This window comes from Microbacterium sp. NPDC057659, assembly GCF_042799915.1.
GTDB lineage: Bacteria > Actinomycetota > Actinomycetes > Actinomycetales > Microbacteriaceae > Microbacterium.
In genome coordinates this window covers 889,886-914,582 of record NZ_JBHVHU010000001.1, presented here as the reverse complement: position 1 = coordinate 914,582, position 24,697 = coordinate 889,886, and the positions used below count along the sequence as shown (strand labels likewise).

The 24,697-nt window shown below is 69.2% G+C and carries 25 protein-coding genes; 20 read left to right on the top strand and 5 right to left on the bottom strand.

The features are described from left to right. Positions 1–48 precede the first annotated feature (48 nt). Together epsC and cysK are read right to left on the bottom strand one after the other, a co-directional pair. Positions 49–618 (bottom strand): serine O-acetyltransferase EpsC, encoded by a 570-nt coding sequence (epsC, locus tag ACFVAE_RS04420; protein WP_378888329.1) that lies wholly within the window; start codon positions 616–618, stop codon positions 49–51. 14 nt (positions 619–632) lie between these two features. Continuing rightward, entirely contained in the window at positions 633–1,571 is a 939-nt protein-coding gene (gene cysK / locus ACFVAE_RS04415) for a cysteine synthase A (protein ID WP_378888326.1), read from the bottom strand. Positions 1,572–1,666: 95 nt separating this feature from the next. Between cysK and prmC the strand changes: the two genes are divergently transcribed. From prmC to ACFVAE_RS04330, 17 genes are all read left to right on the top strand, one after another. Next, the gene (gene prmC / locus ACFVAE_RS04410) at positions 1,667–2,524 is read left to right on the top strand and encodes a peptide chain release factor N(5)-glutamine methyltransferase (protein WP_378888323.1); all 858 of its coding nucleotides are present in this window, start codon (positions 1,667–1,669) and stop codon (positions 2,522–2,524) included. 69 nt (positions 2,525–2,593) lie between these two features. Next, the gene (locus ACFVAE_RS04405; protein ID WP_378888320.1) at positions 2,594–3,367 is read left to right on the top strand and encodes an L-threonylcarbamoyladenylate synthase; all 774 of its coding nucleotides are present in this window, start codon (positions 2,594–2,596) and stop codon (positions 3,365–3,367) included. Next, positions 3,364–4,509, top strand: a complete 1,146-nt coding sequence (locus tag ACFVAE_RS04400) for an MraY family glycosyltransferase (protein ID WP_378888317.1) — start codon at positions 3,364–3,366, stop codon at positions 4,507–4,509. Before ACFVAE_RS04405 ends, ACFVAE_RS04400 begins: the two co-directional genes overlap by 4 nt. Next, positions 4,506–4,976 carry a hypothetical protein gene (locus ACFVAE_RS04395; RefSeq protein ID WP_378888314.1) on the top strand — a complete coding sequence of 157 codons (471 nt, stop codon included), beginning with the start codon at positions 4,506–4,508 and terminating at the stop codon, positions 4,974–4,976. The genes ACFVAE_RS04400 and ACFVAE_RS04395 overlap by 4 nt, the downstream gene beginning before the upstream one ends. A 156-nt stretch (positions 4,977–5,132) precedes the next feature. Beyond that, positions 5,133–5,927, top strand: coding sequence for a F0F1 ATP synthase subunit A (atpB, locus tag ACFVAE_RS04390; RefSeq protein ID WP_378888311.1), 795 nt, complete (start codon positions 5,133–5,135; stop codon positions 5,925–5,927). Positions 5,928–5,972: 45 nt separating this feature from the next. Further along, entirely contained in the window at positions 5,973–6,209 is a 237-nt protein-coding gene (gene atpE, locus ACFVAE_RS04385) for an ATP synthase F0 subunit C (protein ID WP_378888309.1), read from the top strand. A 28-nt stretch (positions 6,210–6,237) separates the two neighbouring features. Further along, positions 6,238–6,786, top strand: a complete 549-nt coding sequence (locus tag ACFVAE_RS04380; protein WP_378888307.1) for a F0F1 ATP synthase subunit B — start codon at positions 6,238–6,240, stop codon at positions 6,784–6,786. Continuing rightward, the gene (locus ACFVAE_RS04375; protein ID WP_378888305.1) at positions 6,786–7,574 is read left to right on the top strand and encodes a F0F1 ATP synthase subunit delta; all 789 of its coding nucleotides are present in this window, start codon (positions 6,786–6,788) and stop codon (positions 7,572–7,574) included. Before ACFVAE_RS04380 ends, ACFVAE_RS04375 begins: the two co-directional genes overlap by 1 nt. A 50-nt stretch (positions 7,575–7,624) precedes the next feature. Further along, positions 7,625–9,265, top strand: a complete 1,641-nt coding sequence (gene atpA, locus ACFVAE_RS04370; RefSeq protein WP_378888303.1) for a F0F1 ATP synthase subunit alpha — start codon at positions 7,625–7,627, stop codon at positions 9,263–9,265. 20 nt (positions 9,266–9,285) lie between these two features. Further along, entirely contained in the window at positions 9,286–10,185 is a 900-nt protein-coding gene (locus tag ACFVAE_RS04365) for a F0F1 ATP synthase subunit gamma (RefSeq protein ID WP_378888300.1), read from the top strand. 22 nt (positions 10,186–10,207) lie between these two features. Continuing rightward, positions 10,208–11,662 (top strand): F0F1 ATP synthase subunit beta, encoded by a 1,455-nt coding sequence (gene atpD / locus ACFVAE_RS04360; protein WP_157311410.1) that lies wholly within the window; start codon positions 10,208–10,210, stop codon positions 11,660–11,662. 2 nt (positions 11,663–11,664) lie between these two features. Continuing rightward, positions 11,665–11,925, top strand: coding sequence for a F0F1 ATP synthase subunit epsilon (locus ACFVAE_RS04355; protein ID WP_378888298.1), 261 nt, complete (start codon positions 11,665–11,667; stop codon positions 11,923–11,925). A gap of 85 nt (positions 11,926–12,010) precedes the next feature. Beyond that, positions 12,011–12,748, top strand: coding sequence for a YaaA family protein (locus ACFVAE_RS04350; protein ID WP_378888295.1), 738 nt, complete (start codon positions 12,011–12,013; stop codon positions 12,746–12,748). Between the two features lie 131 nt (positions 12,749–12,879). Next, a complete protein-coding gene (locus ACFVAE_RS04345; RefSeq protein WP_378888292.1) occupies positions 12,880–13,788 on the top strand; it encodes a hypothetical protein in 909 nt (302 codons plus the stop codon). Positions 13,789–13,871: 83 nt separating this feature from the next. Further along, on the top strand, positions 13,872–14,852 hold the full coding sequence (locus ACFVAE_RS04340) for an aldo/keto reductase (protein WP_378888290.1): 981 nt from the start codon (positions 13,872–13,874) through the stop codon (positions 14,850–14,852). Positions 14,853–14,924: 72 nt separating this feature from the next. Beyond that, entirely contained in the window at positions 14,925–15,710 is a 786-nt protein-coding gene (locus tag ACFVAE_RS04335; RefSeq protein WP_378888287.1) for a PP2C family protein-serine/threonine phosphatase, read from the top strand. Positions 15,711–15,767: 57 nt separating this feature from the next. Next, complete coding sequence (locus tag ACFVAE_RS04330) at positions 15,768–18,500, top strand: FtsK/SpoIIIE domain-containing protein (RefSeq protein WP_378888285.1); 2,733 nt, start codon at positions 15,768–15,770, stop codon at positions 18,498–18,500. A gap of 4 nt (positions 18,501–18,504) precedes the next feature. Here the strand turns inward: ACFVAE_RS04330 and ACFVAE_RS04325 are convergent, their stop codons facing one another. Further along, positions 18,505–19,500, bottom strand: coding sequence for an asparaginase (locus ACFVAE_RS04325; protein ID WP_378888283.1), 996 nt, complete (start codon positions 19,498–19,500; stop codon positions 18,505–18,507). Positions 19,501–19,545: 45 nt separating this feature from the next. On the opposite strand from ACFVAE_RS04325, the gene ACFVAE_RS04320 reads away from it, so the two are divergent. Next, positions 19,546–20,022 carry an OsmC family protein gene (locus ACFVAE_RS04320; protein ID WP_378888280.1) on the top strand — a complete coding sequence of 159 codons (477 nt, stop codon included), beginning with the start codon at positions 19,546–19,548 and terminating at the stop codon, positions 20,020–20,022. Between the two features lie 33 nt (positions 20,023–20,055). On the opposite strand, the gene ACFVAE_RS04315 is transcribed toward ACFVAE_RS04320, so the two are convergent. Continuing rightward, a complete protein-coding gene (locus tag ACFVAE_RS04315; protein WP_378888277.1) occupies positions 20,056–20,835 on the bottom strand; it encodes a lysophospholipid acyltransferase family protein in 780 nt (259 codons plus the stop codon). A gap of 114 nt (positions 20,836–20,949) precedes the next feature. Between ACFVAE_RS04315 and ACFVAE_RS04310 the strand changes: the two genes are divergently transcribed. Continuing rightward, positions 20,950–21,939: an FKBP-type peptidyl-prolyl cis-trans isomerase gene (locus ACFVAE_RS04310; RefSeq protein ID WP_378888275.1), complete on the top strand. Its 990-nt coding sequence runs from the start codon at positions 20,950–20,952 to the stop codon at positions 21,937–21,939. Positions 21,940–21,968: 29 nt separating this feature from the next. Then, positions 21,969–23,051, top strand: a complete 1,083-nt coding sequence (gene dxr / locus ACFVAE_RS04305) for a 1-deoxy-D-xylulose-5-phosphate reductoisomerase (protein ID WP_378888272.1) — start codon at positions 21,969–21,971, stop codon at positions 23,049–23,051. Positions 23,052–23,057: 6 nt separating this feature from the next. On the opposite strand, the gene ACFVAE_RS04300 is transcribed toward dxr, so the two are convergent. Then, complete coding sequence (locus ACFVAE_RS04300; RefSeq protein WP_378888269.1) at positions 23,058–24,653, bottom strand: Mur ligase family protein; 1,596 nt, start codon at positions 24,651–24,653, stop codon at positions 23,058–23,060. Between the last annotated feature and the right edge of the window lie 44 nt (positions 24,654–24,697).

Below are 24,697 nucleotides of genomic sequence, written 5' to 3'. Positions count from 1 at the left end.
TTGCGACGCATCCTATTGTCTAGGAGTCAATACCGTCCAGGGGCAGCCTCAGATCAGGTACTCGGGAGCGGAGAGCAGATGCGCGAGGTTCTCACCGGGCACGCGAGAGCGCACCTTGGCGGGTACGCCGGTGAGCACCGAGTCGGCCGGGGCGTCCTTCGTGACCACCGCGTTCGCGCCGATGGCCGTGCCCGCACCGATGATGATCGGGCCGAGGATCTTCGCGCCGGCGCCGACGAGGACACCGTCCTCGAGGGTGGGATGCCGCTTGCCGGCATCCCTGGTGCGGCCGCCGAGCGTCACTCCGTGATAGAGCATGACGTCGTCGCCGATCTCGGCGGTCTCGCCGATCACGACGCCCATGCCGTGATCGATGAAGAAGCGTCGGCCGATGACTGCGGCGGGATGGATCTCGATCCCGGTGAGCCAGCGGCTGAGCTGGGAGCCGAGACGGGCAGGGAAGCGCAGCCCGCGCTTCCACAGCGCGTGGTTCACCCGGTGCGCCCAGACGGCGTGCAGACCGGGGTAGAGGACCGCGATCTCCACCGCACTGCGCGCGGCGGGATCACGAAGCCGGGCGGCGGCGATGTCCTCGCGCATCCGCCCGGCCCATGTCATGCCAGGGACCGGCATCAGTCCTCGCGCAGGTCCTCGAACAGCGCGGTGGAGATGTAGCGCTCGCCGGTGTCGGGTGCGATCACGACGATCGTCTTGCCCGCGTTCTCGGGGCGGGCGGCGACCTTCAGCGCCTGTGCGACGGCGGCGCCGCTGGAGATGCCGACCAGCAGGCCCTCCTTCGCGGCGAGGGCGCGTGCGGTCGCGAGGGACTCGTCGAACTCGGCGGTGATGATCTCGTCGATGACGTCGCGGTCGAGTACGGCGGGGACGAAGTTCGGGCCGATACCCTGGATCTTCGCCGGGCCGACGCGACCCTCGGAGAGCAGAGGGGAGTCCTTCGGCTCGACGGCGATGACCTGCACCTCGGGCTTGGCCTTCTTCAGCGCCTGGCCGGTGCCGGTGACCGTGCCGCCCGTGCCGACGCCGGCGATGAAGACGTCCACGTTCCCGTCGGTGTCGCGCAGGATCTCCTGAGCGGTCGTCTCGCGGTGGATCTGCGGGTTCGCCGCGTTCTCGAACTGGCGGGCCCAGACCGCGCCCGGAGTCTTCTCGATGATCTCCTGCAGGGCCTCGATCGCGCCGCTCATGCCCTTGGTCGGGTCGCTCAGCACGAGCTCGGCGCCGTAGGCCTTCAGCAGCACGCGGCGCTCCTTCGACATCGAGGCCGGCATGGTGAGGATCACGCGGTAGCCGCGCGCAGCGCCGACCATGGCGAGGGCGATGCCGGTGTTGCCGCTGGTGGCCTCGACGATGGTGCCGCCCGGCTTCAGCTCGCCGGACGCCTCCGCGGCGTCGACGATCGCGATGCCGATGCGGTCCTTCACGCTCGAGGCCGGGTTGAAGGACTCCAGCTTGACGAGGACGGTGGCGTCCAGACCCTCGGTGAGCCGGTTCAGACGCACGAGCGGGGTGTTGCCGAACGTGGAGGTGATCTCGGAATGGATACCGGACATGGGTCGACCTTTCGATGCAAGGAGCGAGAGCGGCACCAGCCTACTTCTCGGTCTCCGAACGATGACGGAATGTGTCTGCTCCTAGACTTGAACCCATGCCAGACACCCTCTCCGCGCTGCTGCGCGCCGTCGCCGGGCAGCTCGCAGATGCCGGTGTCCCCGACCCCCGGGTCGATGCGGAGCTGCTCGCGGGCCATGTGCTCGGCCTGTCGCGCGGGGGAGTGCAGGCCGCTGCCCTGCGCGGCGACGCCGTCGACGAGCAGGATGCCGCGGAGCTGGCGGCACTCGCCGAGCGCAGGGCCGCAAGGGAGCCGTTGCAGCACCTGACCGGCACGGCGCCGTTCCGCCGGCTGGAGCTCGCCGTCGGGCCGGGGGTGTTCGTGCCCCGCCCCGAGACCGAGCTGGTCGTGCAGTTCGCGATCGATGCGCTGATCAGCATGGCGGAGCCCGAGCCGATCGGGATCGATCTGGGCACGGGCAGCGGCGCCATCGCGATGGCGATGGCGACAGAGGTGCCGCAGGCGAGGATCTTCGCAGTCGAACTCTCGGACGCAGCATTTCCGTGGGCGGTGCGGAACACCGCGGATGCCGCGAATCTGACTCTCGTGCAGGGCGATCTCGCCACGGCCTTCGAGGAACTGCGTGGAACCGTGTCCGTCGTGATCTCCAATCCGCCTTACGTGCCGGACGACGCGATCCCGCGCGACCCGGAGGTGCGCCTGTTCGACCCGGCGCAGGCGCTCTACGGCGGACCGGACGGGCTCGACGTGGTGCGGGTGATCAGCCGCCGCGCGCTCGAGCTGCTGCGCCCCGGCGGGGTCCTCGTGCTCGAGCACGGTGAGCTTCAGGGGGACGCGATCCGCGGCATCCTGACCGGCGACGGATGGCGCGGGGCAGTGACGCATCCGGATCTCACCAGGCGCGATCGCGCGACCATGGCGCTGCGGCCGTGATCCGCGCCGCGCGGATCGGCATCCCATCGACAGGTTCGGCGCCCGCCGCCCGCGTAGACTGAGGCCGCCATGTCTACCGTCTTCGATTGCAGCGATGAGGCCGAGCTTCTCGCAGGTATGCGTCACGCCCGTCAGGCCATCGCCAGGGGCGAGCTCGTCGTCATCCCCACCGACACCGTCTACGGCGTCGCCGCCGATGCTTTCTCGCCGGCTGCCGTCCGCCGTCTCCTCGAGGCGAAGGGCCGGGGCCGCGACATGCCGCCGCCCGTGCTCGTCGCCGGGCAGGCCGCTCTCGCAGCGCTGGTCGAGACCATCCCCGAGCCGGTGCAGCGGCTGGTCGACGAGTTCTGGCCCGGCGGCCTGACGATCATCCTGCCGTCGCAGCCGTCGCTGGCCTGGGATCTCGGCGACACGCTGGGCACCGTCGCGGTGCGGATGCCGGATCGCCGGATCGCCCTCGAGCTCCTGGAGGAGACCGGACCGCTGGCCGTCTCGAGCGCCAACCTCACCGGCAAGGACGTCGCGATATCGGTGCCCGACGCCGAAGAGATGCTCGGCGACAGCGTCTCGGTGTACCTCGACGGCGGCCTCAGCGAGACCGGCGTCGCGTCCACCATCATCGACTGCACGTCGCTGGCCGATCCGTCCGCCGAGAACCCGCTCGTGCGTGTTCTGCGCGACGGGGCGATCAGCAGGAAACAGCTGAGGGTCGTACTCGGCGATCTGCTCGAGCCCGAGGAGCCGCCGGCCGATGCGGCGACGGAACAGGAGCCTGCGAAGCACCGGGGAGCGCCGGAGGAGGGCGTCGAGGACGGGACCACGGCTCCGGACGGCGCCGCGTGAAGCAGTACCTGTTCACGGTCATCCTGACGGCGGCGATCACGTTCGCGCTGTCCTGGGCCGTCTGGAAGCTGAGCCTGAAGTACAAGCTCTATCCCGGCATCCGTGAACGGGACGTGCACACCACGCCCACGCCGCGACTGGGCGGCGTGGCCATCTTCTTCGGCATCGTCGCGGCCATCGCCGCCTCGGCGGCGAACCCCTTCTTCGACATCATGTGGGTTCCGCCGAGCACGATGTGGTCGGTGCTCGGCGCCTCCGCGCTGATCGCCGTCATCGGTGTGCTCGACGACCTGTGGGACCTGGACTGGTTCATCAAGCTGGGTGTGCAGTTCCTCGCCGCCGGCATCATCACCGTGGGCGGGGGGCTGCAGATCCTCTCGCTCCCGTTCGACGAGATGATCCTCGTCTCCAGCTGGGTCAGCATCGGGGTGACGATGCTCGCGCTGGTCGTGGTCATGAACGCGGTGAACTTCATCGACGGTCTGGACGGCCTGGTGGCGGGGGTGTGTCTGATCGCCAACGGCGTGTTCTTCATCTACGCCTACACGCTCACCCGTGACTCCGGCGCGTCCAGCTACTTCAACCTCGCGACCTTCCTGGCCGCCGTGCTGATCGGGGCCTGCCTCGGGTTCCTGCCGCTGAACTGGAGTCCTGCGAAGCTGTTCATGGGCGACTCCGGCGCGCTGGTGATCGGGCTGCTGATGGCCACCTCAGCGGTCGCCCTCACCGGCCAGATGCCGCCGACCGCCTTCGACCCCGAGCAGTTCGGCCGTTCGCAGCTGCTGGGTGCATTCATCCCGATCCTGCTGCCGCTGGTGATCGTCATCCTCCCGCTGCTCGACTTCGGTCTCGCGGTCTTCCGGCGCATGCGCGCCGGAAAGTCGCCGTTCTCACCCGACCGCCTGCACCTGCACCACCGGATGCTCGATCTCGGCCACCGCGACCGCGACGCCGTGCTGATCTTCTACGCGTGGACCGCCGTGATCTCGATCGCGGTGCTGCTGATGTACATCGCCACCCGCGAGGACTGGCCCGGCGGCTATCTCGTCGGCGTCGTCTTCGGCGCCGTCGGAGTCATCGCCTGCCTCGTGGTCACCTTCTACCCCTCCCGTCCGAAGCACCCCACACCGGAGAAGTCATGAACACCCCCGCCAGGCCGACCAGCACGCCGCTGCTGCGCCGCACCCTGATCCTCAGCGCGATCGCCACCGGAGTCCTCGCCGTTCTCGGCGCCCTGATCGGATGGGCCGTCGCGGGGCAGGAGGGACTGATCAGCGCGCTGGTCGGTGTGCTGCTGTCCGCGGTGTTCCTGGCCATCACGGCGATCAGCATCCTGATCGCGAACCGGTGGTACGGCGACGACCTCTACGTGCCGATCTTCTTCGGTGCCGTGCTCGGCGGCTGGCTGCTGAAGTTCGTGATCTTCCTCGTGGTGCTCGCCACGCTGCGCGGGCAGCCGTGGATCCAGCCCCAGGTGTTCTTCTTCGCCATCCTGGCGGGCATCATCGTCACGCTGATCATCGATGTCGTGGTGATGATGCGCTCCAGGATGCCCAATGTCAGCGACGTCTCGCTGCCGGAGTCCACCGAGGACTCATCGGATTCGTGAGCAGGCGCACAAGTTTGCTAGGCTGTAGAAGTCCCCGCTGAGAGATTGCTGAACAGTCATGTGCCTCGGCGTGATCGCGGGTGACGATCATCCGTCCCCTCCGCACCGATCACGATCGGCGCAGACGAAGCTGGAGCCGCAACGTTGACTCAAGCCGTGACCTTCATCGCAGCAGCCGCTGAGGATCCGACGTTCCATCCGCCGTCGATCTGGGAGTTCTTCCCCCCGGTTCTGCTGTTCGAAGGCACGCCGTTCGCGATCACGCGGATCAACCTCGCGCAGATCCTCGCAACTGTCGTCCTCGTGGCACTGTTCCTCATCGGGACGCGTCGCCTGAAGATGATTCCCGGCCGCTTCCAGAGCATCATCGAGATGGGCTTCGGCTTCGTGCGCAACAACATCGCGCACGACCTGCTCGGCCGCAAGGACGGGGAGCGCTTCCTCCCGATCCTGATGACCATGTTCTTCATGATCCTGTTCATGAACATCACGGGCATCATCCCCGGCATCAACATCGCCGGAACGTCCGTCATCGCGGTGCCGCTGCTGCTGGCCCTCGTCTCGTACGTGACGTTCATCTACGCGGGTGTGAAGAAGAGCCCCAAGGGTTTCGTCAAGGCCTCGCTCTTCCCGTCGGGCATCCCGGTCGCGCTGCAGTGGTTCGTCGCCATCCTCGAGTTCATCTCGACGTTCATCATCCGCCCCGTCACGCTGACGCTGCGACTGCTGATGAACATGATGGTCGGACACCTCATGCTGGTGCTGCTGTTCTCGGCGACCCAGTTCTTCATCTTCGGACTCGGCGGCTTCTGGTCGGCGCTCGGTGTCGCCACCGGTGCGTTCGGGTTCGCCTTCACCCTGTTCGAGATCCTGGTGGCTGTCCTCCAGGCCTACATCTTCGCCGTCCTGACTGCGGTCTACATCCAGCTCGCAGTCGCTGAAGAGCACTAAAGGGGACAGGCTACCGCCTGCCCACCAACCGAAAGGAAAACCCCCGTGGACGCAACTACGGTTCTCGCTGCAACTTCCGGCTCGCTCGCCGCTGTCGGTTACGGCCTCGCCGCCATCGGCCCGGCCATCGGCGTCGGCATCGTCGTCGGCAAGACGATCGAGGGCGTGGCCCGTCAGCCCGAGCTGGCCGGCCGCCTGCAGGTCCTGATGTGGATCGGTATCGCCTTCACCGAGGCGCTCGCCTTCGTCGGTATCGCCGCCGGCTTCATCTTCGGCTTCTGATCCGCCACCTCACACGTAAGGAGACAGGATGCTGAGCACTCTTGTCACTGCGGCGGAGGAAACATCTCCCAGTCCGCTGCTGCCGGCGACCTACGACATCTTCTGGTCCGCGATCTGCTTCATCATCATCCTGGTGGTGTTCTGGAAGGTCGCCATCCCGAAGCTGACGAAGATGCTCGACGAGCGCTCCGAAGCCATCGAGGGCAACATCGCCAAGGCCGATGAGGCGCAGAAGCAGGCCGAGGCCGCGCTGGAGGAGTACACCCGCCAGCTCGCCGAGGCTCGCGCCGAGGCCGGCACGATCCGCGACGCCGCCCGCGAGGACGGCAAGAAGATCGTCGCCGAGGCGAAGGACGCCGCGACCACGGAGGCTGCTCGCATCACCGCTGCCGCACACTCCCAGATCGAGGCCGAGCGTCAGTCGGCGTTCGTCTCCCTGCGCAGCGAGGTCGGCACTCTCGCGATCGACCTCGCCGGTGGCGTGGTCGGCGAGTCGCTGTCCGATGACACTCGTGCCGCCGCAGTGGTCGACCGCTTCCTGGCCGACCTCGAGGCATCTGAGACGGCGGCCAAGTAATGGGCAGCGCGACCACTCAGGCTCTCGAGACCACCGCGAATGCTCTGGCCTCGACGAAGGGGATCACGGTAGACGTCGCCGGCGAACTGTTCGCCGTCGCGCGCCTGGTCGATGAGTCCGTTCAGCTGAGCGGCGCGCTCGCCGACCCGTCGGTGCCTGCAGAGGCCCGCGCGAAGGTCGCATCGGACGTCTTCGCGCAGGCCTCTGAGCCGACGCGCGAGGTGCTCCGTGTCGCCGTGTCGCAGCGCTGGTCCTCAGCAGCCGACCTGGTGGACGGCATCGAGGAGCTCGCGGTCCGTGCCGCGGCGATCGGTGAGCCGAACGCAGACCTCTCCGGCGAGCTGTTCGCGGTGACTCGCGTCATCGCGGACAACCCCGAGCTCGAGCTGGCCCTGGGCAGCCGCCTGGGCGACAGCGCGGCCAAGGGCGGTCTGGTCGAGCGTGTGCTCGGCGGCAGCACCAGCCCGGCGACGGAGCTCATCGTCTCGTCGCTGGTGCGCCAGCCGCGTGAGCGTCGCGTGCGCCAGCTGCTGAGCCGTGCCATGAGCATCGTCGCCGCACAGCGCGGCGCGGTGGTGGCCACGGTGCAGACGGCGTCGCCCCTCTCGGCGGAGCAGCAGACGCGCCTCAGCCAGGCGCTGACCCGGCGGTACGGCTCCAACGTGTCGCTGAACGTTGTCGTCGACCCCACCGTGGTGGGGGGCCTGCGCGTGCAGGTCGCCGACGACGTGATCGACGGCAGCATCTCCGCGCGGCTCGCCGACCTCCGACAGAAGCTCGCGGGCTGACTCAAGACTTTGCGCGGGCTGACCGCGCCACCAGATACAAAGGGAAGACAATGGCAGAACTATCGATCAGCCCCGACGTCATCCGTGACGCGCTGAAGGACTTCGCCGCCGCCTACGAGCCCACGTCGGCCGCTGCGACCGAGGTCGGCACGGTCATCGACGCCGCCGACGGCATCGCTCACGTCGAGGGACTGCCCGGTGTGATGGCGAACGAGCTCGTCACCTTCGCGGACGGCACCAAGGGCCTCGCACTGAACCTGGACGAGCACGAGATCGGTGTGGTCGTCCTCGGCGACTTCACCGGTATCGAGGCCGGCCAGGAGGTCACCCGCACCGGTGAGGTGCTCTCGGTCCCGGTCGGCGACGGCTACCTCGGCCGCGTGGTCGACCCGCTCGGCAACCCGATCGACGGCCTCGGCGACATCGCCACCGAGGGCGTTCGTGAGCTCGAGCTGCAGGCGCCCGGCGTCATGCAGCGCAAGAGCGTTCACGAGCCCCTGCAGACCGGCGTCAAGGCCATCGACGCGATGATCCCCGTCGGCCGCGGTCAGCGTCAGCTGATCATCGGCGACCGCCAGACCGGCAAGACCGCTCTCGCGATCGACACGATCATCAACCAGAAGTCCAACTGGGAGTCGGGCGACGTCAACAAGCAGGTCCGCTGCATCTACGTCGCGATCGGCCAGAAGGGCTCGACCATCGCCTCCGTCAAGGGCGCGCTGGAAGAGGCCGGCGCCCTGGAGTACACGACGATCGTCGCCGCTCCGGCATCCGACCCGGCAGGCTTCAAGTACCTCGCCCCCTACACCGGCTCGGCCATCGGCCAGCACTGGATGTACGGCGGCAAGCACGTCCTGATCATCTTCGACGACCTGTCGAAGCAGGCCGAGGCCTACCGTGCCGTGTCGCTGCTGCTGCGCCGCCCGCCGGGGCGTGAGGCCTACCCGGGCGACGTCTTCTACCTGCACTCGCGTCTGCTCGAGCGCTGCGCGAAGCTGTCCGACGAGCTCGGCGCCGGTTCGATGACGGGTCTGCCGATCATCGAGACCAAGGCGAACGACGTCTCGGCGTACATCCCGACCAACGTGATCTCGATCACCGACGGCCAGATCTTCCTGCAGTCCGACCTGTTCAACGCCAACCAGCGTCCTGCTGTCGACGTGGGCATCTCGGTCTCGCGAGTCGGCGGTGACGCTCAGGTCAAGTCGATCAAGAAGGTCTCCGGAACGCTGAAGCTCGAGCTCGCGCAGTACCGCTCGCTCGAGGCCTTCGCGATGTTCGCGTCCGACCTCGACGCGGCCTCGCGTCGTCAGCTGGCCCGCGGTGCGCGCCTGACCGAGCTGCTCAAGCAGCCGCAGTACTCGCCGTACCCGGTGGAGGAGCAGGTCGTCTCGATCTGGGCCGGCACCAACGGCAAGCTGGACACCATCGAGGTCTCCGACGTGCTGCGCTTCGAGCGCGAGCTGCTCGACTACCTGCGTCGCAACACGAAGGTCCTCGACAAGCTGCGCGAGACCAACGTCCTCGACGACGACACCGTCGCCGAGCTCGAGAAGCAGACCGACGCCTTCATCCTGGAGTTCTCCGGCGGCAAGGGCCAGTCCCTGGGCACCCCCGGCAACGAGCAGGTCTCGGCCGAGGACGCCGGCGAAGTCGACCAGGAGAAGATCGTCAAGGGTCGCCGCGCGTAACGCGCGGGGGATAGGCATTCATGGGCGCTCAACTCCGGGTCTACAAGCAGAAGATCTCTTCTGCTCAGACGACCAAGAAGATCACGAAGGCGATGGAACTCATCGCGGCTTCGCGCATCCAGAAGGCGATGGCACGCGTCAAGGCGTCCTCTCCCTTCGCGCAGGCCGTGACGAGGGCCGTGTCCGCCGTCGCGACGCACTCCAGCGTCGATCACCCGCTCACCCGGGAGTCCGAGACGATCCGCCGCTCCGCGGTCGTGATCTTCTCGAGCGACCGCGGCCTGGCCGGTGCGTTCAACTCGCAGGTGATCCGCGAAGCCCTCGAGCAGGGTGAGCAGATCCGATCCAAGGGCAGCGAGCCGGTGTACTACCTCGTCGGCCGCAAGGCCGTCGGCTACTTCCAGTTCCGCGGCATCACCGCGGCCGCGGAGTGGACCGGTGACACCGACACGCCCTCGTTCCACACCGCCGAGGAGATCGCGCACGTCCTGCAGGAGGCCTTCCTGCGGGGCGGTGCCGACGGCGGCGTGGACGAGATCGTCCTGGTGTTCAACCGCTTCGTCAGCATGATGACGCAGGAGCCGACGGCACGCCGTCTGCTTCCGCTCGAGATCGCCGAGGCAGACGCCTCCGAGGCGGGGAGCACCGTCTACCCGCTGTACGAGTTCGAGCCGGATGCCGCGACCGTGCTGGACGCCATCCTGCCGGTGTACATCCAGAGCCGCGTCTTCAACGCCCTCCTGCAGTCCTCGGCCGCCAAGCAGGCCGCGACGCAGAAGGCGATGAAGTCGGCCAGCGACAACGCCGACAAGCTCATCACCGACTACACCCGTCTGCGCAACAACGCGCGTCAGGCGGAGATCACGCAGCAGATCGCCGAGATCGTCGGCGGCGCCGACGCCCTGGCGTCGAGCAAGTAAGCCTCAAGAGAGAGACGAAGATATGACCCCCACCGCAACGGCTGACAACGCCGCGACCGCGGTCGTCGGACGCGTCGCACGCGTCACGGGCCCGGTCGTCGACATCGAGTTCCCGCACGACTCGATCCCCGACATCTACAACGCGCTCAAGACCACGATCACGATCGGCGAGGAGTCCACCGAGATCACGCTCGAGGTCGCTCAGCACCTCGGTGACGACCTCGTGCGCGCCATCTCGCTGAAGCCCACCGACGGCATGGTCCGCGGCCAGGAGGTGCGCGACACCGGTGAGGCCATCTCGGTCCCGGTCGGCGACGTCACCAAGGGCAAGGTCTTCAACGTCATCGGCGAGGTCCTCAACGCCGAGCCCGGCGAGCAGGTGGAGATCACCGAGCGCTGGCCGATCCACCGCAAGGCGCCGAACTTCGACCAGCTCGAGTCGAAGACCACGATGTTCGAGACCGGCATCAAGTCGATCGACCTCCTCACCCCGTACGTGCAGGGTGGAAAGATCGGCCTGTTCGGCGGCGCGGGCGTGGGCAAGACCGTCCTCATCCAGGAGATGATCCAGCGCGTCGCGCAGGACCACGGTGGTGTGTCGGTGTTCGCCGGTGTCGGCGAGCGCACCCGTGAGGGCAACGACCTCATCGCTGAGATGGAGGAGGCGGGCGTCTTCGACAAGACCGCCCTCGTGTTCGGCCAGATGGACGAGCCGCCGGGGACGCGTCTGCGCGTGGCCCTCTCCGCTCTGACGATGGCGGAGTACTTCCGCGACGTGCAGAAGCAGGACGTGCTGCTGTTCATCGACAACATCTTCCGCTTCACGCAGGCGGGTTCCGAGGTGTCGACGCTGCTGGGCCGCATGCCCTCGGCCGTGGGCTACCAGCCGAACCTCGCAGACGAGATGGGTGTGCTCCAGGAGCGCATCACCTCGACGCGTGGTCACTCGATCACCTCGCTGCAGGCGATCTACGTGCCGGCCGACGACTACACCGACCCGGCTCCGGCGACCACGTTCGCGCACCTCGACGCCACCACCGAGCTCTCCCGTGAGATCGCCTCGAAGGGTCTGTACCCCGCGATCGACCCGCTGACCTCGACGTCGCGCATCATGGACCCCCGCTACCTGGGCGAGGACCACTACCGCGTGGCGACCACGGTCAAGCAGATCCTTCAGAAGAACAAGGAGCTGCAGGAGATCATCGCCATCCTCGGTGTCGACGAGCTCTCCGAAGAGGACAAGATCATCGTCGCCCGCGCGCGCCGGATCCAGCAGTTCCTCTCGCAGAACACCTACATGGCGAAGAAGTTCACCGGTGTCGAGGGTTCGACGGTGCCGCTGAAGGAGACCATCGAGTCGTTCGACGCGATCGCCCGTGGTGACTTCGACCACGTCGCCGAGCAGGCCTTCTTCAACGTCGGTGGCATCTCGGACGTCGAAGAGCAGTGGGCGAAGATCCAGAAGGAGAACGCCTGATCATGGCTCTGAAGGTCAATCTCGTCTCCGCCGAGGCGGAGATCTGGTCGGGCGAGGCCAGCCTCGTCGTCGCCAAGACCGTCGAGGGCGAGATGGGCATCATGAGCGGTCACGAGCCGGTGCTCGCGATCCTCGCCAAGGGTGAGGTCCGCATCACCGAGCTCGACGGCTCGAAGGTGCTGGCCAACGCGCAGGACGGGTTCCTGTCGATGGAGGGCGACGAGCTCACCATCGTGGCCGGAAACGCCGCACTGATCGCCTGACATCCGTATCCACGTCTCCGCCCCGGTCCCCGCTCAGGGTCCCGGGGCGGAGCCGTCTGCAGCCCAGTCCGGGAAGGGGCCGCCCATGAGGATCCTGCTGCCGCCGTCCGAGACCAAGCGTCCGGGCGGGACGGACACGCCGCTCGATGTCGACGCCCTCGCGCTGCCATCGCTCGCCGCGGCGCGCCATCAGACCGTCGATGCGCTGATCGCGCTCTCAGCGGATGCCGCGCACGCGCAGCGCGTTCTCAAGCTGAGCGATCGCCAGGCCGGTGATGTCGAGCACAACCGCGTGCTGCGCACGGCAGCGACGATGCCGGCGATCGACCGGTACACGGGCGTGCTCTACGACGCACTCGATGCCGCGTCGCTGGATGCGCAGGGGCGTCGCTGGCTCGGAGCGCATGTGCTGGTGCACTCGGCTCCGTTCGGTCCGGTCGGCGCTCTCGACCCGATCCCGTCCTACCGTCTCGCCGCGGGCACCTCTCTTCCCGGCATCCCTCCGATGCGGCGGCACTGGGCCGACGCGACGAGTGCCGCGCTCGCACAGGAGCGTTTCGTGCTCGACCTGCGCAGCGAGGCCTACGTGGCTCTGGGACCGGTGCCGGTGACCGTGAAGTCGGAGTACGTGCGCGTGGTGACCCCGACCGGGCGCGCACTGAACCACTTCAACAAGAAGTCCAAGGGTGAACTCGTGCGCCTCCTCGCGCTGTCGCGGCCCCGTGTGGGCAGCTCGGCGGCACTGCTGCGCTGGGCGGAGGAGAACGGCGTCGTGCTCCGGCGCACAGATCCAGGCGTGCTGGAACTCGTCGTCGACGAATGACCCGCGGGGAGAACCCGCCGCAACGGTCGTTGCCGTGGCCGGAGCCACGCCGATAGCATGACCTGTGCGAAGCCCAGGTTTCGCCGTGGGGGGCGAGATCCGTCTCCCGAGACCAGAGAAATGTGAGTCTCATGGGTTACTCCGACTACGGAGCAGGCTACGCAGCCATTCTGGCCGTGTACTTCTTCGTCATCTTCCTCATCTCCATCGCCGGGTACATCCTCACGTCGCTCTTCCTGATGAAGATCTTCGAGAAGGCCGGTGTGCAGGGCAAGTGGCGCGCGTGGATCCCGGTCTACAACGCGATGATCTTCCTCAAGCTCGGCGACATGAGCCCGTGGCTCATCCTCTACGGCATCGGCGCGTCCATTCTGCTCGGGTGGATCCCCGTGATCGGCCAGATCGTCCTGCTGGCGGTTGCGGCGCTGATGGTCATCGCCTCGTGGCGCGTCGGACTGAAGCTGCAGAAGGAGGGTGTCTGGGTGATCCTTTACATCTTCCTCTCGATCGTGTGGCTCGGCATCAACGCCTTCGACAAGTCGCGCTGGAACGTCGCGATCGCTCCGGCCCCGTGGGCGGGCAACGCGTTCTTCGGCGACCGCACCGTGTGGCAGGGTGTGCCCGTGCAGCCGGCGGGCGCCGCTCCCGCGTACGGTGCGCCGCAGGGCTTCCCGACTCCGCAGGGATACGCCCCGCCCGCGCCGCAGGGCTACGCCCCGCCGGCTCCGGGTGCTCCTGCTCCTGGTGCCCCCGTTCCGCCGGCCGCTCCGGCTCCTGGCGCCCCGGTTCCGCCTGCCTTCAGCACGCCGGAGACCCCGGCTGCTCCGCAGACCCCGCCGGCTCCGCCCGCGCCTCCCGCGCCGCCGGCGCCTCCGGTTCCGCCGACGGATGCCGCACCCGCAGCGGACGCCGCTCCTGAATCGGCGCCGCAGGCCGACGCTCCCGCGATCGACTTCGGCACTCCCGCGGCCGAGCCGCAGGCGGATGCTCCGGATGCTCCTCCTGCCGCAGAGGGCGACGAGAACCGGCCCCCGGCCTGAGTCCGGAACCGAAGGGCTCCCGATCGAAGGATCGGGAGCCCTTCGGCGTCCCCGCCTCACACAGCACCGATAGTGTGGAAGGCATGGTGAACGCTCAGCGTCGCGTGGGGGCCTCCGGACTCGTCGTCTCTGCCGCAGGTCTCGGATGCAACAACTTCGGCCGAACGGGCACGGTGACCGAGAGCATTCAGGGAAGCCGCGACGTGATCGATGCGGCGATCGACCAGGGCATGTTCTTCTTCGACACCGCCGACATGTACGGCAATGGCGGCACCAGCGAGAGCTTCATCGGCGAGGCGCTGGAGGGGCGCCGTGATCGTGTCGTGCTGGCGACGAAGTTCGGGCACGAGTACGACATGGGCTACGACTTCCCGGGCGGGCGTGGATCGCGCCGCTACGTCAGGTTCGCAGTCGAGCAGTCGCTGCGCCGGCTGAGGACGGATTGGATCGACCTCTACCAGCTGCACCTTCCCGACGTGCAGACGCCGATCGCCGAGACGATCGACGCGCTGGACGAGCTGGTCGACGAGGGCAAGATCCGCTACTACGGACACTCGAACTTCACCGGCTGGCAGATCGCCGAAGCCGAGTTCACCGCACAGGGGCGGTCGACCGGGCGCTTCGTCTCGTCGCAGAACCAGTACTCGCTGCTGGCGCGAGGCGCCGAGCGCGAGGTGCTGCCCGCCGTCAACAGGTACGCACTGGGCTTCTTCCCGTTCTTCCCGCTGCACAACGGCCTGCTGACCGGCAAGTTCACCCGTGACGCCGGGCCCGCCGGCAGCCGCATCATGAGTGAGCGCCGCTTCATCTGGGAGAACGCTCCCTGGGACGCGCTCGAGGGATATGCCGCGTTCTGCGCTGACCGCGGCATCACGATGCTCGAGGCGACGTACGCTTGGCTGCTGGCGCAGCCAGGGGTCTCGAGCGTGATCGCCGGGGCCACGACGCCGGCGCAGGTCGAGTCCAACGCGCGCGCGGCCATCGCCTGGGAGCCGGATGCGACGGAGCTGGCCGCGATCGACGCGCTCTTCCCGCTTCCCGAGGATCCGGCAGTCGGTCTGTGAACCCGCGTTCCACTACGATGGCAAGAGATTCCGGCGATGTCCGGAGCACCGCCCGCACACCGGAGAGTCCTCGTGCCTGAGACGACAACGCAGACGTACCGCGTCGATGACGCCGTACAGCTGTCGTGGGCGGGTGCGACCGATCAGGGTCACCGCCGCGACACCAACCAGGACGCCTTCCTTGCGCGCTATCCGCTCTTCGTCGTCGCCGACGGCATGGGCGGTCATGCCGGAGGCGAGATCGCGAGCAGCCGGACGATCGCCCGTCTGGACGCCGTCGTCGACAGCGGCGACGTGGGCACCGAGGCGATCGAGAAGGCACTCGGCCTGGCCGTGGCGGACATCGCCGCCCATCCCGACACCACGGACGAGGGCACCGGCACCACGCTGACCGGGCTCTTCCTCGACCTGAGCAACGAGGAGCCGCGCTGGGTCGTGCTCAACATCGGCGACTCCCGCGTGTACCTGGCGCGCGAGGGCAAGCTCGCACAGGTCACCACCGATCACTCGGTGGTGCAGGAGCTCATCTCTTCGGGCAAGCTCAGCCCGGAAGAGGCCGAGGGGCACCCGTACAGCAATGTGATCACGCGTGCCGTCGGAGCGAGCGAGCTGCTCCCGCCGGACTACATCTCCGTCGAGGTGCAGGCGGGGGACCGCTTCGTGGTCTGCTCCGACGGACTCACCAAGGAGCTCACCGACTACGGCATCCTGCACTTCCTGCGCGAGCACGACGATCCGGCCGCCGCGGTCGAGGCGATGCTCGAGGCGGCGCTGGAGAACGGTGGCCGTGACAACGTCACGGTGATCGTGCTGCAGGTTGATGACCCGTCCTCCACAGCGGGCGATTCCGAGGACTGACCGCATCGGGCTGTGGACAGCCCACGATCGCGCGTTTCCGTGCGCTCTGATGGGGGCATGGAAGCCACCACGATCATGCTGCCGCCGTCACCGGCACCGCCCAGTCGCCCGTCATTGCCGCTGCTGGCGGCGATCGTGCCCGTCGTCGCCGGGGTGGTGCTGTGGGCGGTCACCGGTTCACTGTTCGCCCTCTGCTTCGCTGCCCTCGGGCCGCTCATGCTCCTCGCGTCGTTCCTCGACGGTCTGCGGTCGCGGCGCCGCGACCGCCGGCGCGGAGAGGCTGAGGCGGATGCCGCGTGGCGGCGCGCCGAGGCCGAACTGATGGAGCTGCACTCCCGCGAGCGCGCTGACCTGTGGCGACGTCACCCGGATGCGGCCGGGTGCCTGATCGAGCAGCCGCTGCGCGGACCTGAACCGCCGACGGCGGACACGGCGCTCGTGGTCGGTCGCGGCACACGGGCGAGCGGGGTGCGTGCCAGCGGGGGAGAGGACGATCGCTCCCGTGCGTTCCGGGAACGTGCTGCGGTGCTGGGCGATGCGCCGGTGGTCGTCCCGATCGGCCGGGGCGTCTGCGTGCGCGCGCCCGAACCGGTCGGCGCCGCGGTGCTGCGGGCGCTGATCGTGCAGCTCTGCCGGCGGTTCACCGCGTCGCAGCTGATGCTGCTGGGGGAGGGCCTCGAGGACCTCGGCGTGGCTGAGCTGCCGCATGCGAGTGCCGCTCGACGTTCCGCCTTCCGCCTGGTCATCGGCACGGGGAGCGAGCACGGCGGCGATGCGCAGCTCTCGTTGTGCGCCCCGGAAGAGCAGCCGCCCGACGGGGTGACTGCGGTGCTGGACTGCGCCGACCCCGCGCGCGCCCGACTGCGCACCCCGGACGGAGTCCAGGAACTCGTCGTCGAGGGGCTGTCCGCCGCTCAGGCGCGGCGGATCGCAGCGGAGAGCGCGGCGAGTGCGGAGGAGGTGTCCGAGGTGCCGGCGGCGGTCGCGCTGCACGAACTCGAGAGAGCGCCGAGCGTCGGACTCGCGGCGGCCATCGGCCGCGGCGAACGAGGCGATGTCGTCGTGGATCTCGTCGAGGATGGACCGCACGCGATCGTGACCGGCATGACCGGCACCGGCAAGAGCGAGCTCCTGGTGTCCTGGGTGACGTCGATGGCCGCCCTGCACGGTCCCGAGCGGGTGAACTTCGTGCTCGCCGACTTCAAGGGCGGCACGGCCTTCGATCCGCTCCGTGAGCTGCCGCAGGTCGCCGCGGTGATCACCGACCTCGACGATGACGGGGCGCGTCGCGGCGTGGAGAGCCTGACGGCTGAACTGCGCCGCAGGGAACGGGCGCTGGCCGAGGCCGGTGCGCGCGACATCGGCCAGCATCCGTCGCTGCCGCGGCTGGTGATCGTCGTCGACGAGTTCGCCGCGCTGCTGCGGGAGCACGCCGATCTGGGCGCGGTGTTCACCGACGTCGCCGCGCGCGGCCGCGCGCTGGGCATGCACCTCGTGCTGGGCACGCAGCGCGCGGCCGGGGTGATCCGCGACGCACTCGCCGCGAACTGCCCGCTGCGTGTCAGCCTGCGAGTGTCGGATGCCGCGGACAGCAGGCTCGTGATCGGTTCGGACGCCGCGGCCGCAGTGCCGGGTGGGCCGGAGTCGCGCGGGCTCGCCTTCGTGCGCCGGCCGCAGGACGAGGAGGCAGTCTGCGCCCGCATCGCGCTCACCGGCGCCGCTGAGGTGCGCGCCGCGTCGCTGCGATGGGCTGAGGCCGAACGGCCGCGCAGCCCCTGGCTGCCTGCGCTTCCCGAACGGATCGGGCTGGAAGAGCTGCTCCCGTCTGCGGACGGCGGCCTGCGGCGACGCGGCGCGGGGCTCGTGCTGGGCAGGGCGGACGAACCCGACCGTCAACGCCAGCCGACGGTCTCCCTCGAACCGGGATCCGGCCTGGCGGTGGTCGGCGGTCCAGGATCCGGGAAGACGGCGGCTCTGCGCCTGCTCTCGGTGCAGCAGCCGGCCGCACGGATGATCCCGGCCGACGCCGAGGGCGCCTGGGATTCCGTGCAGGAGCTGCTCGCCGGGGCTGTACGTCCGCCCCTGGTGCTCTGCGACGATCTCGACGCCCTCGTCTCCGCCTACCCGCCGGAGTACGCGCAGGAGTTCGTGTCGGCATGGGAACAGCTCGTGCGCGCCCGCCCTGCAGCGGTGACGTCGTCCCGCATCTCCGGCGCGCTGGGTCGGGTCATCGACGCGCTGCCGCGGCGCGCGGTGCTGCGGATGCCGGGGCGGATCGAGCACATCGCAGCCGGCGGTGAAGCCGACGCGTTCCGCAGGGATCGCCCTGCAGGGCGGGCGCGCATCGACGGTCGCGAGGTGCAGCTGTGCTGGATCGGGGCGGAGCACGCGCAGCCGCAGCCCGCACCAGGCTCACCCCAGTGGCGGCCGGAGCAGGGCATCAGCGGAGTGGTCACGCCGGCGGCATCGCGCACTGTCGAACTGCTCCGTGGACAGCACCCGTCGCACCAGGTGCTCAGGATCGAGGCCGCGGTCGCGGGTGCCGCAGCATCCGCTGGGCCGGTGATCATCGTCGCCGACCCCGAGGACTGGCGGATGAACTGGTCGCTCGCGCAGCGGGTGCGGGCCGAAGGCGAGATGCTGATCGCCGCGGAGTGCGGGGGCGAACTGCGTCAGCTGGCCGGAGTCCGCAGCCTGCCGCCGTATGCCCGCACGCATGCGGGGAGGGCGTGGTCGACGATCCAGGGCAGTGCGCCGCGGCGAGTGCTGCTCCCCGGTGCGCCGGACTGAGCGGTCAGATGCCGGCGCCGGGGCGGATGGTGCCCACCGGGGCTCCGCCGCCGTTCACGACCAGCGGCAGCTCGGCGGCCAGCGCCGCGACATCCGTCTCGGCCACCGCTCCGGCACGCGCGAGCAGGGTGGCGGCGACGATGGTGGCGGCACGACCGTTGCCGTCCAGCATCTTCAGGGCGACGGTCGTGCCGCCGGGTGCGACCATCACCATCACACCCTCGGCGCCATGCTTCGCGAAGACGCCGAGGCGCTCGATCGCGACGGTGTCCTGGTGGCCGGGGCCGGCGATCGTCCAGGGGTTCTCACGCACGGCGCGGACGAGCTGCCCCGCGACGCGGTGCAGGGCGAACGGCGAGCGATCCGAGGCGGTGCCGATGCGGTGGATGCTGCGGGCGAGGCCCTCCAGCGTCATCGCGTGCACGGGAGCGCCGCACCCGTCGATGGCGGTGTGCGCGACCTTCGCGCCGATGAGGCGCTCGACCGTCTCGCGGATGTGCAGCTGCAGCGGATGCGCCGGATCGAGGTAGCCCTCGGTCGGCCAGCCGGTCGCCACGCAGGCGCGCAGCATCGCGGCGTGCTTGCCGGAGCAGTTCATCCGGATGCGGCTCGGCTCGGCGTGGTCGCGCGTCATCTCGCTGCGGGTGTCCGTGTCGCCGGGCCAGGACGGCGGGCATGCGAGGTCGTCCTCGGTGAGGCCGCCGGCGACGAGCATCTCGCGCACGACCTCGACGTGGCGGTCGGTGCCGGTGTGGCTGGCGGTGCTCATCGCGAGCTGCTCGCCCTCCAGCGCGGCGCCGGCCGTGACACAGGCGACGGCCTGCAGCGGCTTCATGCTCGACCTCGGCAGGATCAGCGCATCGGCGTTGCCGTGGCGCGAGACGACCTCGCCCTCGGGCGAGAGCACGACGGCGGCGCCGGCATGACGGGATTCGACGAATCCGCTGCGTTCGACGACGGCCAGTTCCACAGAATCCGCAACGGTGAGAGTCTCGAGCACGTCTTCCAGCTTATGACGTGTCGGCCGCCGTGCCAGACTGACGGCATGCCCCTGGGAGAACACCACTACGCGCTCACGACCACGTGGACAGGCAACGCCGGCACCGGCACAAGTGGGTATCGCGACTACCGCAGGGACGTGACGCTGCAGGTCGAGGGGAAGCCCGACCTGCTGGCCTCCTCCGACAAGCCGTTCCGCGGCGACACCTCGCGGTGGAACCCGGAGGATCTGCTCGTGGCATCCCTGTCGGAATGCCACCTGCTCTCGTACCTGCACGCCTGCGTGACGGTGGGAGTGGTCGTCACGTCGTACCGTGACGAGGCGACCGGCGTGATGCGCGAGGACGGCCGCGGTGGCGGGGCGTTCGCCGAGGTCGTGCTGCGCCCGCAGGTGACCGTCGCCGACTCCTCGATGGTCGAGGCGGCCGAGCAGGCGCACCATCAGGCGCACGAGTGGTGCTTCATCGCGAACTCGGTGAACTTCCCGGTGCGCGTCGAGCCGGTCGTCACGGTCGCAGACTGAGGGAGCCGTCCGGCGCGCCGCGGGGTGCCGGGATCAGCGCCGCTCGTGCGGCAGGGCCTGCTTGATCTTCTCGATCGGGTTCTGCGCGGGCGGCTCGTTGTAGACGCCGGCGAGCTCCTGCCCGGAGAGCGCGTGGATGGCGGCCATGATCTCGTCGGTCGCTTGGCGCCGCGCTCTGCCGCTGGAAGCGGGCCCGTGCGTGCTGAGATCGAGGGGCGCACCGAACTTCACGGTCACGCGCGGGCGCAGCGAAGGCATCTTCGCGCCGCGGGGCATGACGAGGTCGGTGCCGATCAGTCCGACGGGCACGACCGGTGCGCCGGTCTCCAGCGCGAGGAACGCCACCCCGGTACGGCCCTTGTACAGCCGGCCGTCGTCGGAGCGGGTGCCCTCCGGATACAGCGCGACGGTCAGGCCGTCGTCGAGCAGCTGCTTCTGCTGGTCGAGGGCGTCGAGAGCCGCCTGACCGGCGCCGCGTCGCACCGGGATCGCGCCGATCGAGGTGAAGAACATCCGCGACATCGCGCCCTTGAATCCGGTGCCCTCGAAGTAGCTCGACTTCGCGAGGAAGTGCACCGGTCGGGGAGCGGTCACCGGGATGGCGATCGAGTCGATGAACGACTGATGGTTGCTGGCGAAGATCACCGGGCCGTCCATCGGCACGTTCTCGCGGCCCTCGACCCGAGGACGGTAGATCAGGCGTGCCAACGGTGTGAGCAGCATTCGGCCGAATGCGTACGCGAAGCCGGCGCGCCTCGGAGTGCTGGTCTGTTCAGGTGCCGATTCGGGCTCCGGCGACTGCTCAGAGGTCATCCGTAGAGATTATCGAAGCATTCATGCCGGTGGGGGAATGGGTGGCACTCAGCCCTGGCCTAACCGGATGGTGGATGATGGGAAGTCTCCTGCTCCCGATCACGAGGTCTCACCGTGCGCCTGCGTCGTCCGCTTGCCCTGCTGTCCACCGTCGCCGCGGCGACCCTGATCCTGGCCGGCTGCGCGGGTTCGCCGGATGCGGGGTCGACGCCGACGCCCACCAAGAGCTCCTCCACGTGCGTGCTGGACACCCAGGCCGGCGCGACCTCCGACTCGGTCAAGGTCGACGGATCGGGACTCGATGCCAAGGTCACCGTGCCGAAGGACGCGAAGTTCGCGGACGTCGAGCGCACCGTGGTCAAGAAGGGCGACGGCAAGGACATCACCCCCACCGACTTCATCTCGGTGCGCTACCAGCTCATCCAGGCCGACACCGGGGCCGTGCTGGACACGTCGAAGCGCGGCCCGGAGGGCGTGCTGCCGGTGCTGCTCAACCCGAACACGCCGCAGCAGATGTACGACATGACCATGTCGCCGATCTTCCTCATCGCGACCGAGTGCATGCCGATCGGCTCGGAGGCGGTGCTCGCGCTCCCCGGTGACAAGCTGGGCGAGAACCAGCCTTCCGTCGTGCTGTACGTGCAGACGCTGGAGAAGCTGCCGACGGTCGCCACCGGCAAGGACGTCGACCCGCCCGCCGGTATGGCCGCCGTCAAGCTCGACAAGGATGGCGCGCCCACGATCACCATCCCCAAGACCGACCCGCCCACCGAGACGAAGATCGGCCAGCTCAAGCAGGGCGACGGCGCCACGGTGACCGCGAACGACCTGGTCACCGTGCAGTACCGGGGCGTGAAGTGGAGCGACGGCAAGGAGTTCGACTCCACGTGGAGCCGCGACGCGTATCCGTCGCAGTTCCCCGCGACCGGGGTCGTGAAGGGCTTCCAGCAGGCGCTCATCGGCCAGAAGGTCGGCTCTCAGGTGCTCGCCGAGATCCCGCCGAAGGACGGCTACGGAGCCGCGGACGACAGCAACGAGCTGAAGAAGGAGACCCTGGTCTTCGTCGTCGACATCCTCGGCACCACCCCCGTCGAGAAGCAGTGAGGCACCCTGCCGCGCAATAGGCTGGCGGCATGCGTCGCATCCTCGTCCTCGGGTCCACAGGTTCCATCGGCACTCAGGCCCTGGACGTGATCCGCGCGAATCCGCGGCGGTTCGAGTTGGTCGGCATCGCCGCAGGCTCGAATGCCGGGATGCTGGCCGAGCAGGCAGTCGAGTTCCACGTCGAGCACACCGCGCTCGGCGCGGAGGAGGCCGAGCAGCTGGTCCGTGAGGTCGAGGCCGATGTCGTGCTCAACGCGATCACCGGCTCGATCGGACTGGGCTCCACTCTGGCCGCCCTGAAGGCCGGCCGCACCCTGGCACTGGCGAACAAGGAGTCGCTGATCGTCGGCGGCGCGCTGGTCCGCGCCGCCGCAGCCGAGGGGCAGATCGTCCCGGTCGACTCCGAGCACTCCGCGATCGCGCAGGCGCTGCGCTCCGGAGAGCACGGCGAAGTGCGGCGGCTGGTCGTCACCGCATCAGGTGGACCTTTCCGCGGGCGCACGCGGGAGCAGATGACCGAGGTCGCCCCCGCCGAGGCGCTCGCACACCCGACCTGGAACATGGGACGGATGGTGACCACCAACTCGGCGACTCTCGTGAACAAGGGGCTCGAGGTGATCGAGGCGCACCTGCTCTTCGACGTCGCCTACGACGACATCGAGGTGGTGGTGCACCCGCAGTCGATCGTGCACTCCATGGTGGAGTTCGTGGACGGCTCGACGATCGCTCAGGCGTCGCCACCCGACATGCGGCTGCCGATCTCGCTCGGCCTGGACTGGCCGCACCGCGTCGGCGGCGTGGGGCGCCCGATGGACTGGCGCCAGGCCACGAGCTGGACGTTCGAGCCGCTCGACGACATCGCCTTCCCCTCCGTGGCCCTCGCGAAGCAGGTCGGCCGCGCAGGGGCGACGTTCCCCGCGGTCTACAACGCCGCGAACGAGCAGGCGGTGGACGCGTTCCACGAGGGGCGACTGTCGTTCCTCGGGATCATCGACACGATCGCCGCAGTCGTCGATGCGCACGAGCCGCCGGAGCAGCTCACTCTCGAGTCGCTGGCGGATGCCGAGGCCTGGGCCCGCGCGAAGGCGGACGCCCTCATCTCTGCGGCCTGATCCGTCTCAGTGGTCGTCAGCCGCCGGCCACCCGGCATCCCGCAGCGCCTGACGGGCCAGGGCGCGCGCGGAGAACGGGGTGCGCACCCCGTCGATCTCGCGGTAGTCCTGGTGACCTGGGCCGGCCCAGAGGATCGCGTCGCCCTCGCCGGTCATCGCGACCGCGGTGCGGATCGCCTCCTCGGGAGCCGCGACCTCGAGGATCTCGGCCTCCGTCCCCGCTGAGCGCGCGCCCTCCAGCAGTGCGGCTCGGATGGGTGCCGCCTCCTCGTAGCGGGGATGGTGATCGGTCACCAGCACGATGTCGGCGCCCTCGGCGGCGACGCGACCCATGATCGGCCGCTTGAGCGTGTCCCGGTTGCCGGAGGCCCCGAACATCATCAGCACCTTGCCGGGAGTGACCTTGCGCACCGCGGCGAGGGTCTTCTCGAACGAGTCGGGGGTGTGCGAGAAGTCGACGTAGACCACGGGGCCGCGCTCGCCGGAGACGATCTCGGTGCGGCCGGGCAGCACAGCCCGGACCTCGCCGTCCCGCAGCAGGACCTCTGCGATCCGGTCGAAGTCGTGGCCGGCCTCGACGAGCATCGCGATGGCGAGACCGGTGTTGGCGGCCATATGCGCGCCGATCACGGGGATCGTCGTGGTGATCTCCGCTCCGCCCGGCGCACGGACGGTGAAGGTCGTGGCGCGCTGCGTCTCCTCCTCGATGCGGACGGTCCAGTCGGCGCCGGCCGCGGCATCCGGATCCTGTGCGAGCTGCGGTGCACCCACGGTGACCACCGGGATCTCCGCGCGCGAGACGACCTCGAGCCCCGAGGCGGTGTCCACGCACACCACCCCGCGACGGGCGCGGTCGGGGCGGAACAGCGCGAGCTTCGCCTCGAGGTAGGTCTCGAGGTCGCCGTAGTCGTCGAGGTGGTCGTGGGTGAGGTTGGTGAAGCCGGCGACGTCGAACAGGATGCCGTCGACGCGGTGCCGCGACAGGGCCTGGGCGCTCACCTCGACGGCGACCGCCTCGACGTCGCGCTCGCGCATGAGAGCCAGCAGCGCGTGCATCTCGGACGACTCCGGCGTCGTCAGCCGCGACACGATGGTCTGCCCGGCGATGTGCCGCTCCGCCGTGGAGCTCAGGCCGGTGACCACGCCCAGCTGGTTCAGGATCGCCTCGAGCACGTGGGCGGTGCTGGTCTTGCCGTTGGTGCCGGTGACGGCGAGCAGCTCCGGCATGTCATGGTCGGTGCCGTACAGCCAGGCGCTGATCCCGCCGAGAACGGCGCGCGGGTCGTCGGCGACGAACACCGGCAGCCCGCTCGGGGCGGCGATCTCCGCGCCGTCGGCGTCGGTGAGGATCGCGACGGCGCCCTGCGCGGCGGCCTGCCCGGCGAACTCCGCGCCGTGCCTGCGAGCACCGTGGATGCCGACGAACACCTCGCCCTCGCGCAGATCCGCGGTGGCCAGAGTGATGCCCGCAGCCGTCAGGCCGGAGACATCCCCTCGGATGCCGAGGTCGAAGCGCTCGGCGAGATCGGCGAGCGACCGGTGCGGCGGGCGCTCGGGACGCAGGACGGGGGGCAGGGGAGCGGAGGCGGGTACGGTGGCCATGACGCCTCCAGTCTCCCACGCGGTCTGCGGATCCCTGCCGCGGT

Excerpts from the sequence above, each read along its gene's own strand:
- ACFVAE_RS04365 (WP_378888300.1), top strand. The coding sequence starts at position 9,286 with ATGGGCGCTCAACTCCGGGTCTACAAGCAGAAGATCTCTTCTGCTCAG.
- prmC (WP_378888323.1), top strand. The coding sequence starts at position 1,667 with ATGCCAGACACCCTCTCCGCGCTGCTGCGCGCCGTCGCCGGGCAGCTC.
- ACFVAE_RS04405 (WP_378888320.1), top strand. The coding sequence starts at position 2,594 with ATGTCTACCGTCTTCGATTGCAGCGATGAGGCCGAGCTTCTCGCAGGT.
- ACFVAE_RS04300 (WP_378888269.1), bottom strand. The coding sequence starts at position 24,653 with ATGGCCACCGTACCCGCCTCCGCTCCCCTGCCCCCCGTCCTGCGTCCC.
- cysK (WP_378888326.1), bottom strand. The coding sequence starts at position 1,571 with ATGTCCGGTATCCATTCCGAGATCACCTCCACGTTCGGCAACACCCCG.
- ACFVAE_RS04380 (WP_378888307.1), top strand. The coding sequence starts at position 6,238 with ATGCTGAGCACTCTTGTCACTGCGGCGGAGGAAACATCTCCCAGTCCG.
- ACFVAE_RS04395 (WP_378888314.1), top strand. The coding sequence starts at position 4,506 with ATGAACACCCCCGCCAGGCCGACCAGCACGCCGCTGCTGCGCCGCACC.
- ACFVAE_RS04345 (WP_378888292.1), top strand. The coding sequence starts at position 12,880 with ATGGGTTACTCCGACTACGGAGCAGGCTACGCAGCCATTCTGGCCGTG.
- atpD (WP_157311410.1), top strand. The coding sequence starts at position 10,208 with ATGACCCCCACCGCAACGGCTGACAACGCCGCGACCGCGGTCGTCGGA.
- ACFVAE_RS04355 (WP_378888298.1), top strand. The coding sequence starts at position 11,665 with ATGGCTCTGAAGGTCAATCTCGTCTCCGCCGAGGCGGAGATCTGGTCG.
- ACFVAE_RS04350 (WP_378888295.1), top strand. The coding sequence starts at position 12,011 with ATGAGGATCCTGCTGCCGCCGTCCGAGACCAAGCGTCCGGGCGGGACG.
- ACFVAE_RS04340 (WP_378888290.1), top strand. The coding sequence starts at position 13,872 with ATGGTGAACGCTCAGCGTCGCGTGGGGGCCTCCGGACTCGTCGTCTCT.
- epsC (WP_378888329.1), bottom strand. The coding sequence starts at position 618 with ATGACATGGGCCGGGCGGATGCGCGAGGACATCGCCGCCGCCCGGCTT.
- dxr (WP_378888272.1), top strand. The coding sequence starts at position 21,969 with ATGCGTCGCATCCTCGTCCTCGGGTCCACAGGTTCCATCGGCACTCAG.
- ACFVAE_RS04375 (WP_378888305.1), top strand. The coding sequence starts at position 6,786 with ATGGGCAGCGCGACCACTCAGGCTCTCGAGACCACCGCGAATGCTCTG.
- ACFVAE_RS04320 (WP_378888280.1), top strand. The coding sequence starts at position 19,546 with ATGCCCCTGGGAGAACACCACTACGCGCTCACGACCACGTGGACAGGC.
- ACFVAE_RS04330 (WP_378888285.1), top strand. The coding sequence starts at position 15,768 with ATGGAAGCCACCACGATCATGCTGCCGCCGTCACCGGCACCGCCCAGT.
- atpA (WP_378888303.1), top strand. The coding sequence starts at position 7,625 with ATGGCAGAACTATCGATCAGCCCCGACGTCATCCGTGACGCGCTGAAG.
- ACFVAE_RS04315 (WP_378888277.1), bottom strand. The coding sequence starts at position 20,835 with ATGACCTCTGAGCAGTCGCCGGAGCCCGAATCGGCACCTGAACAGACC.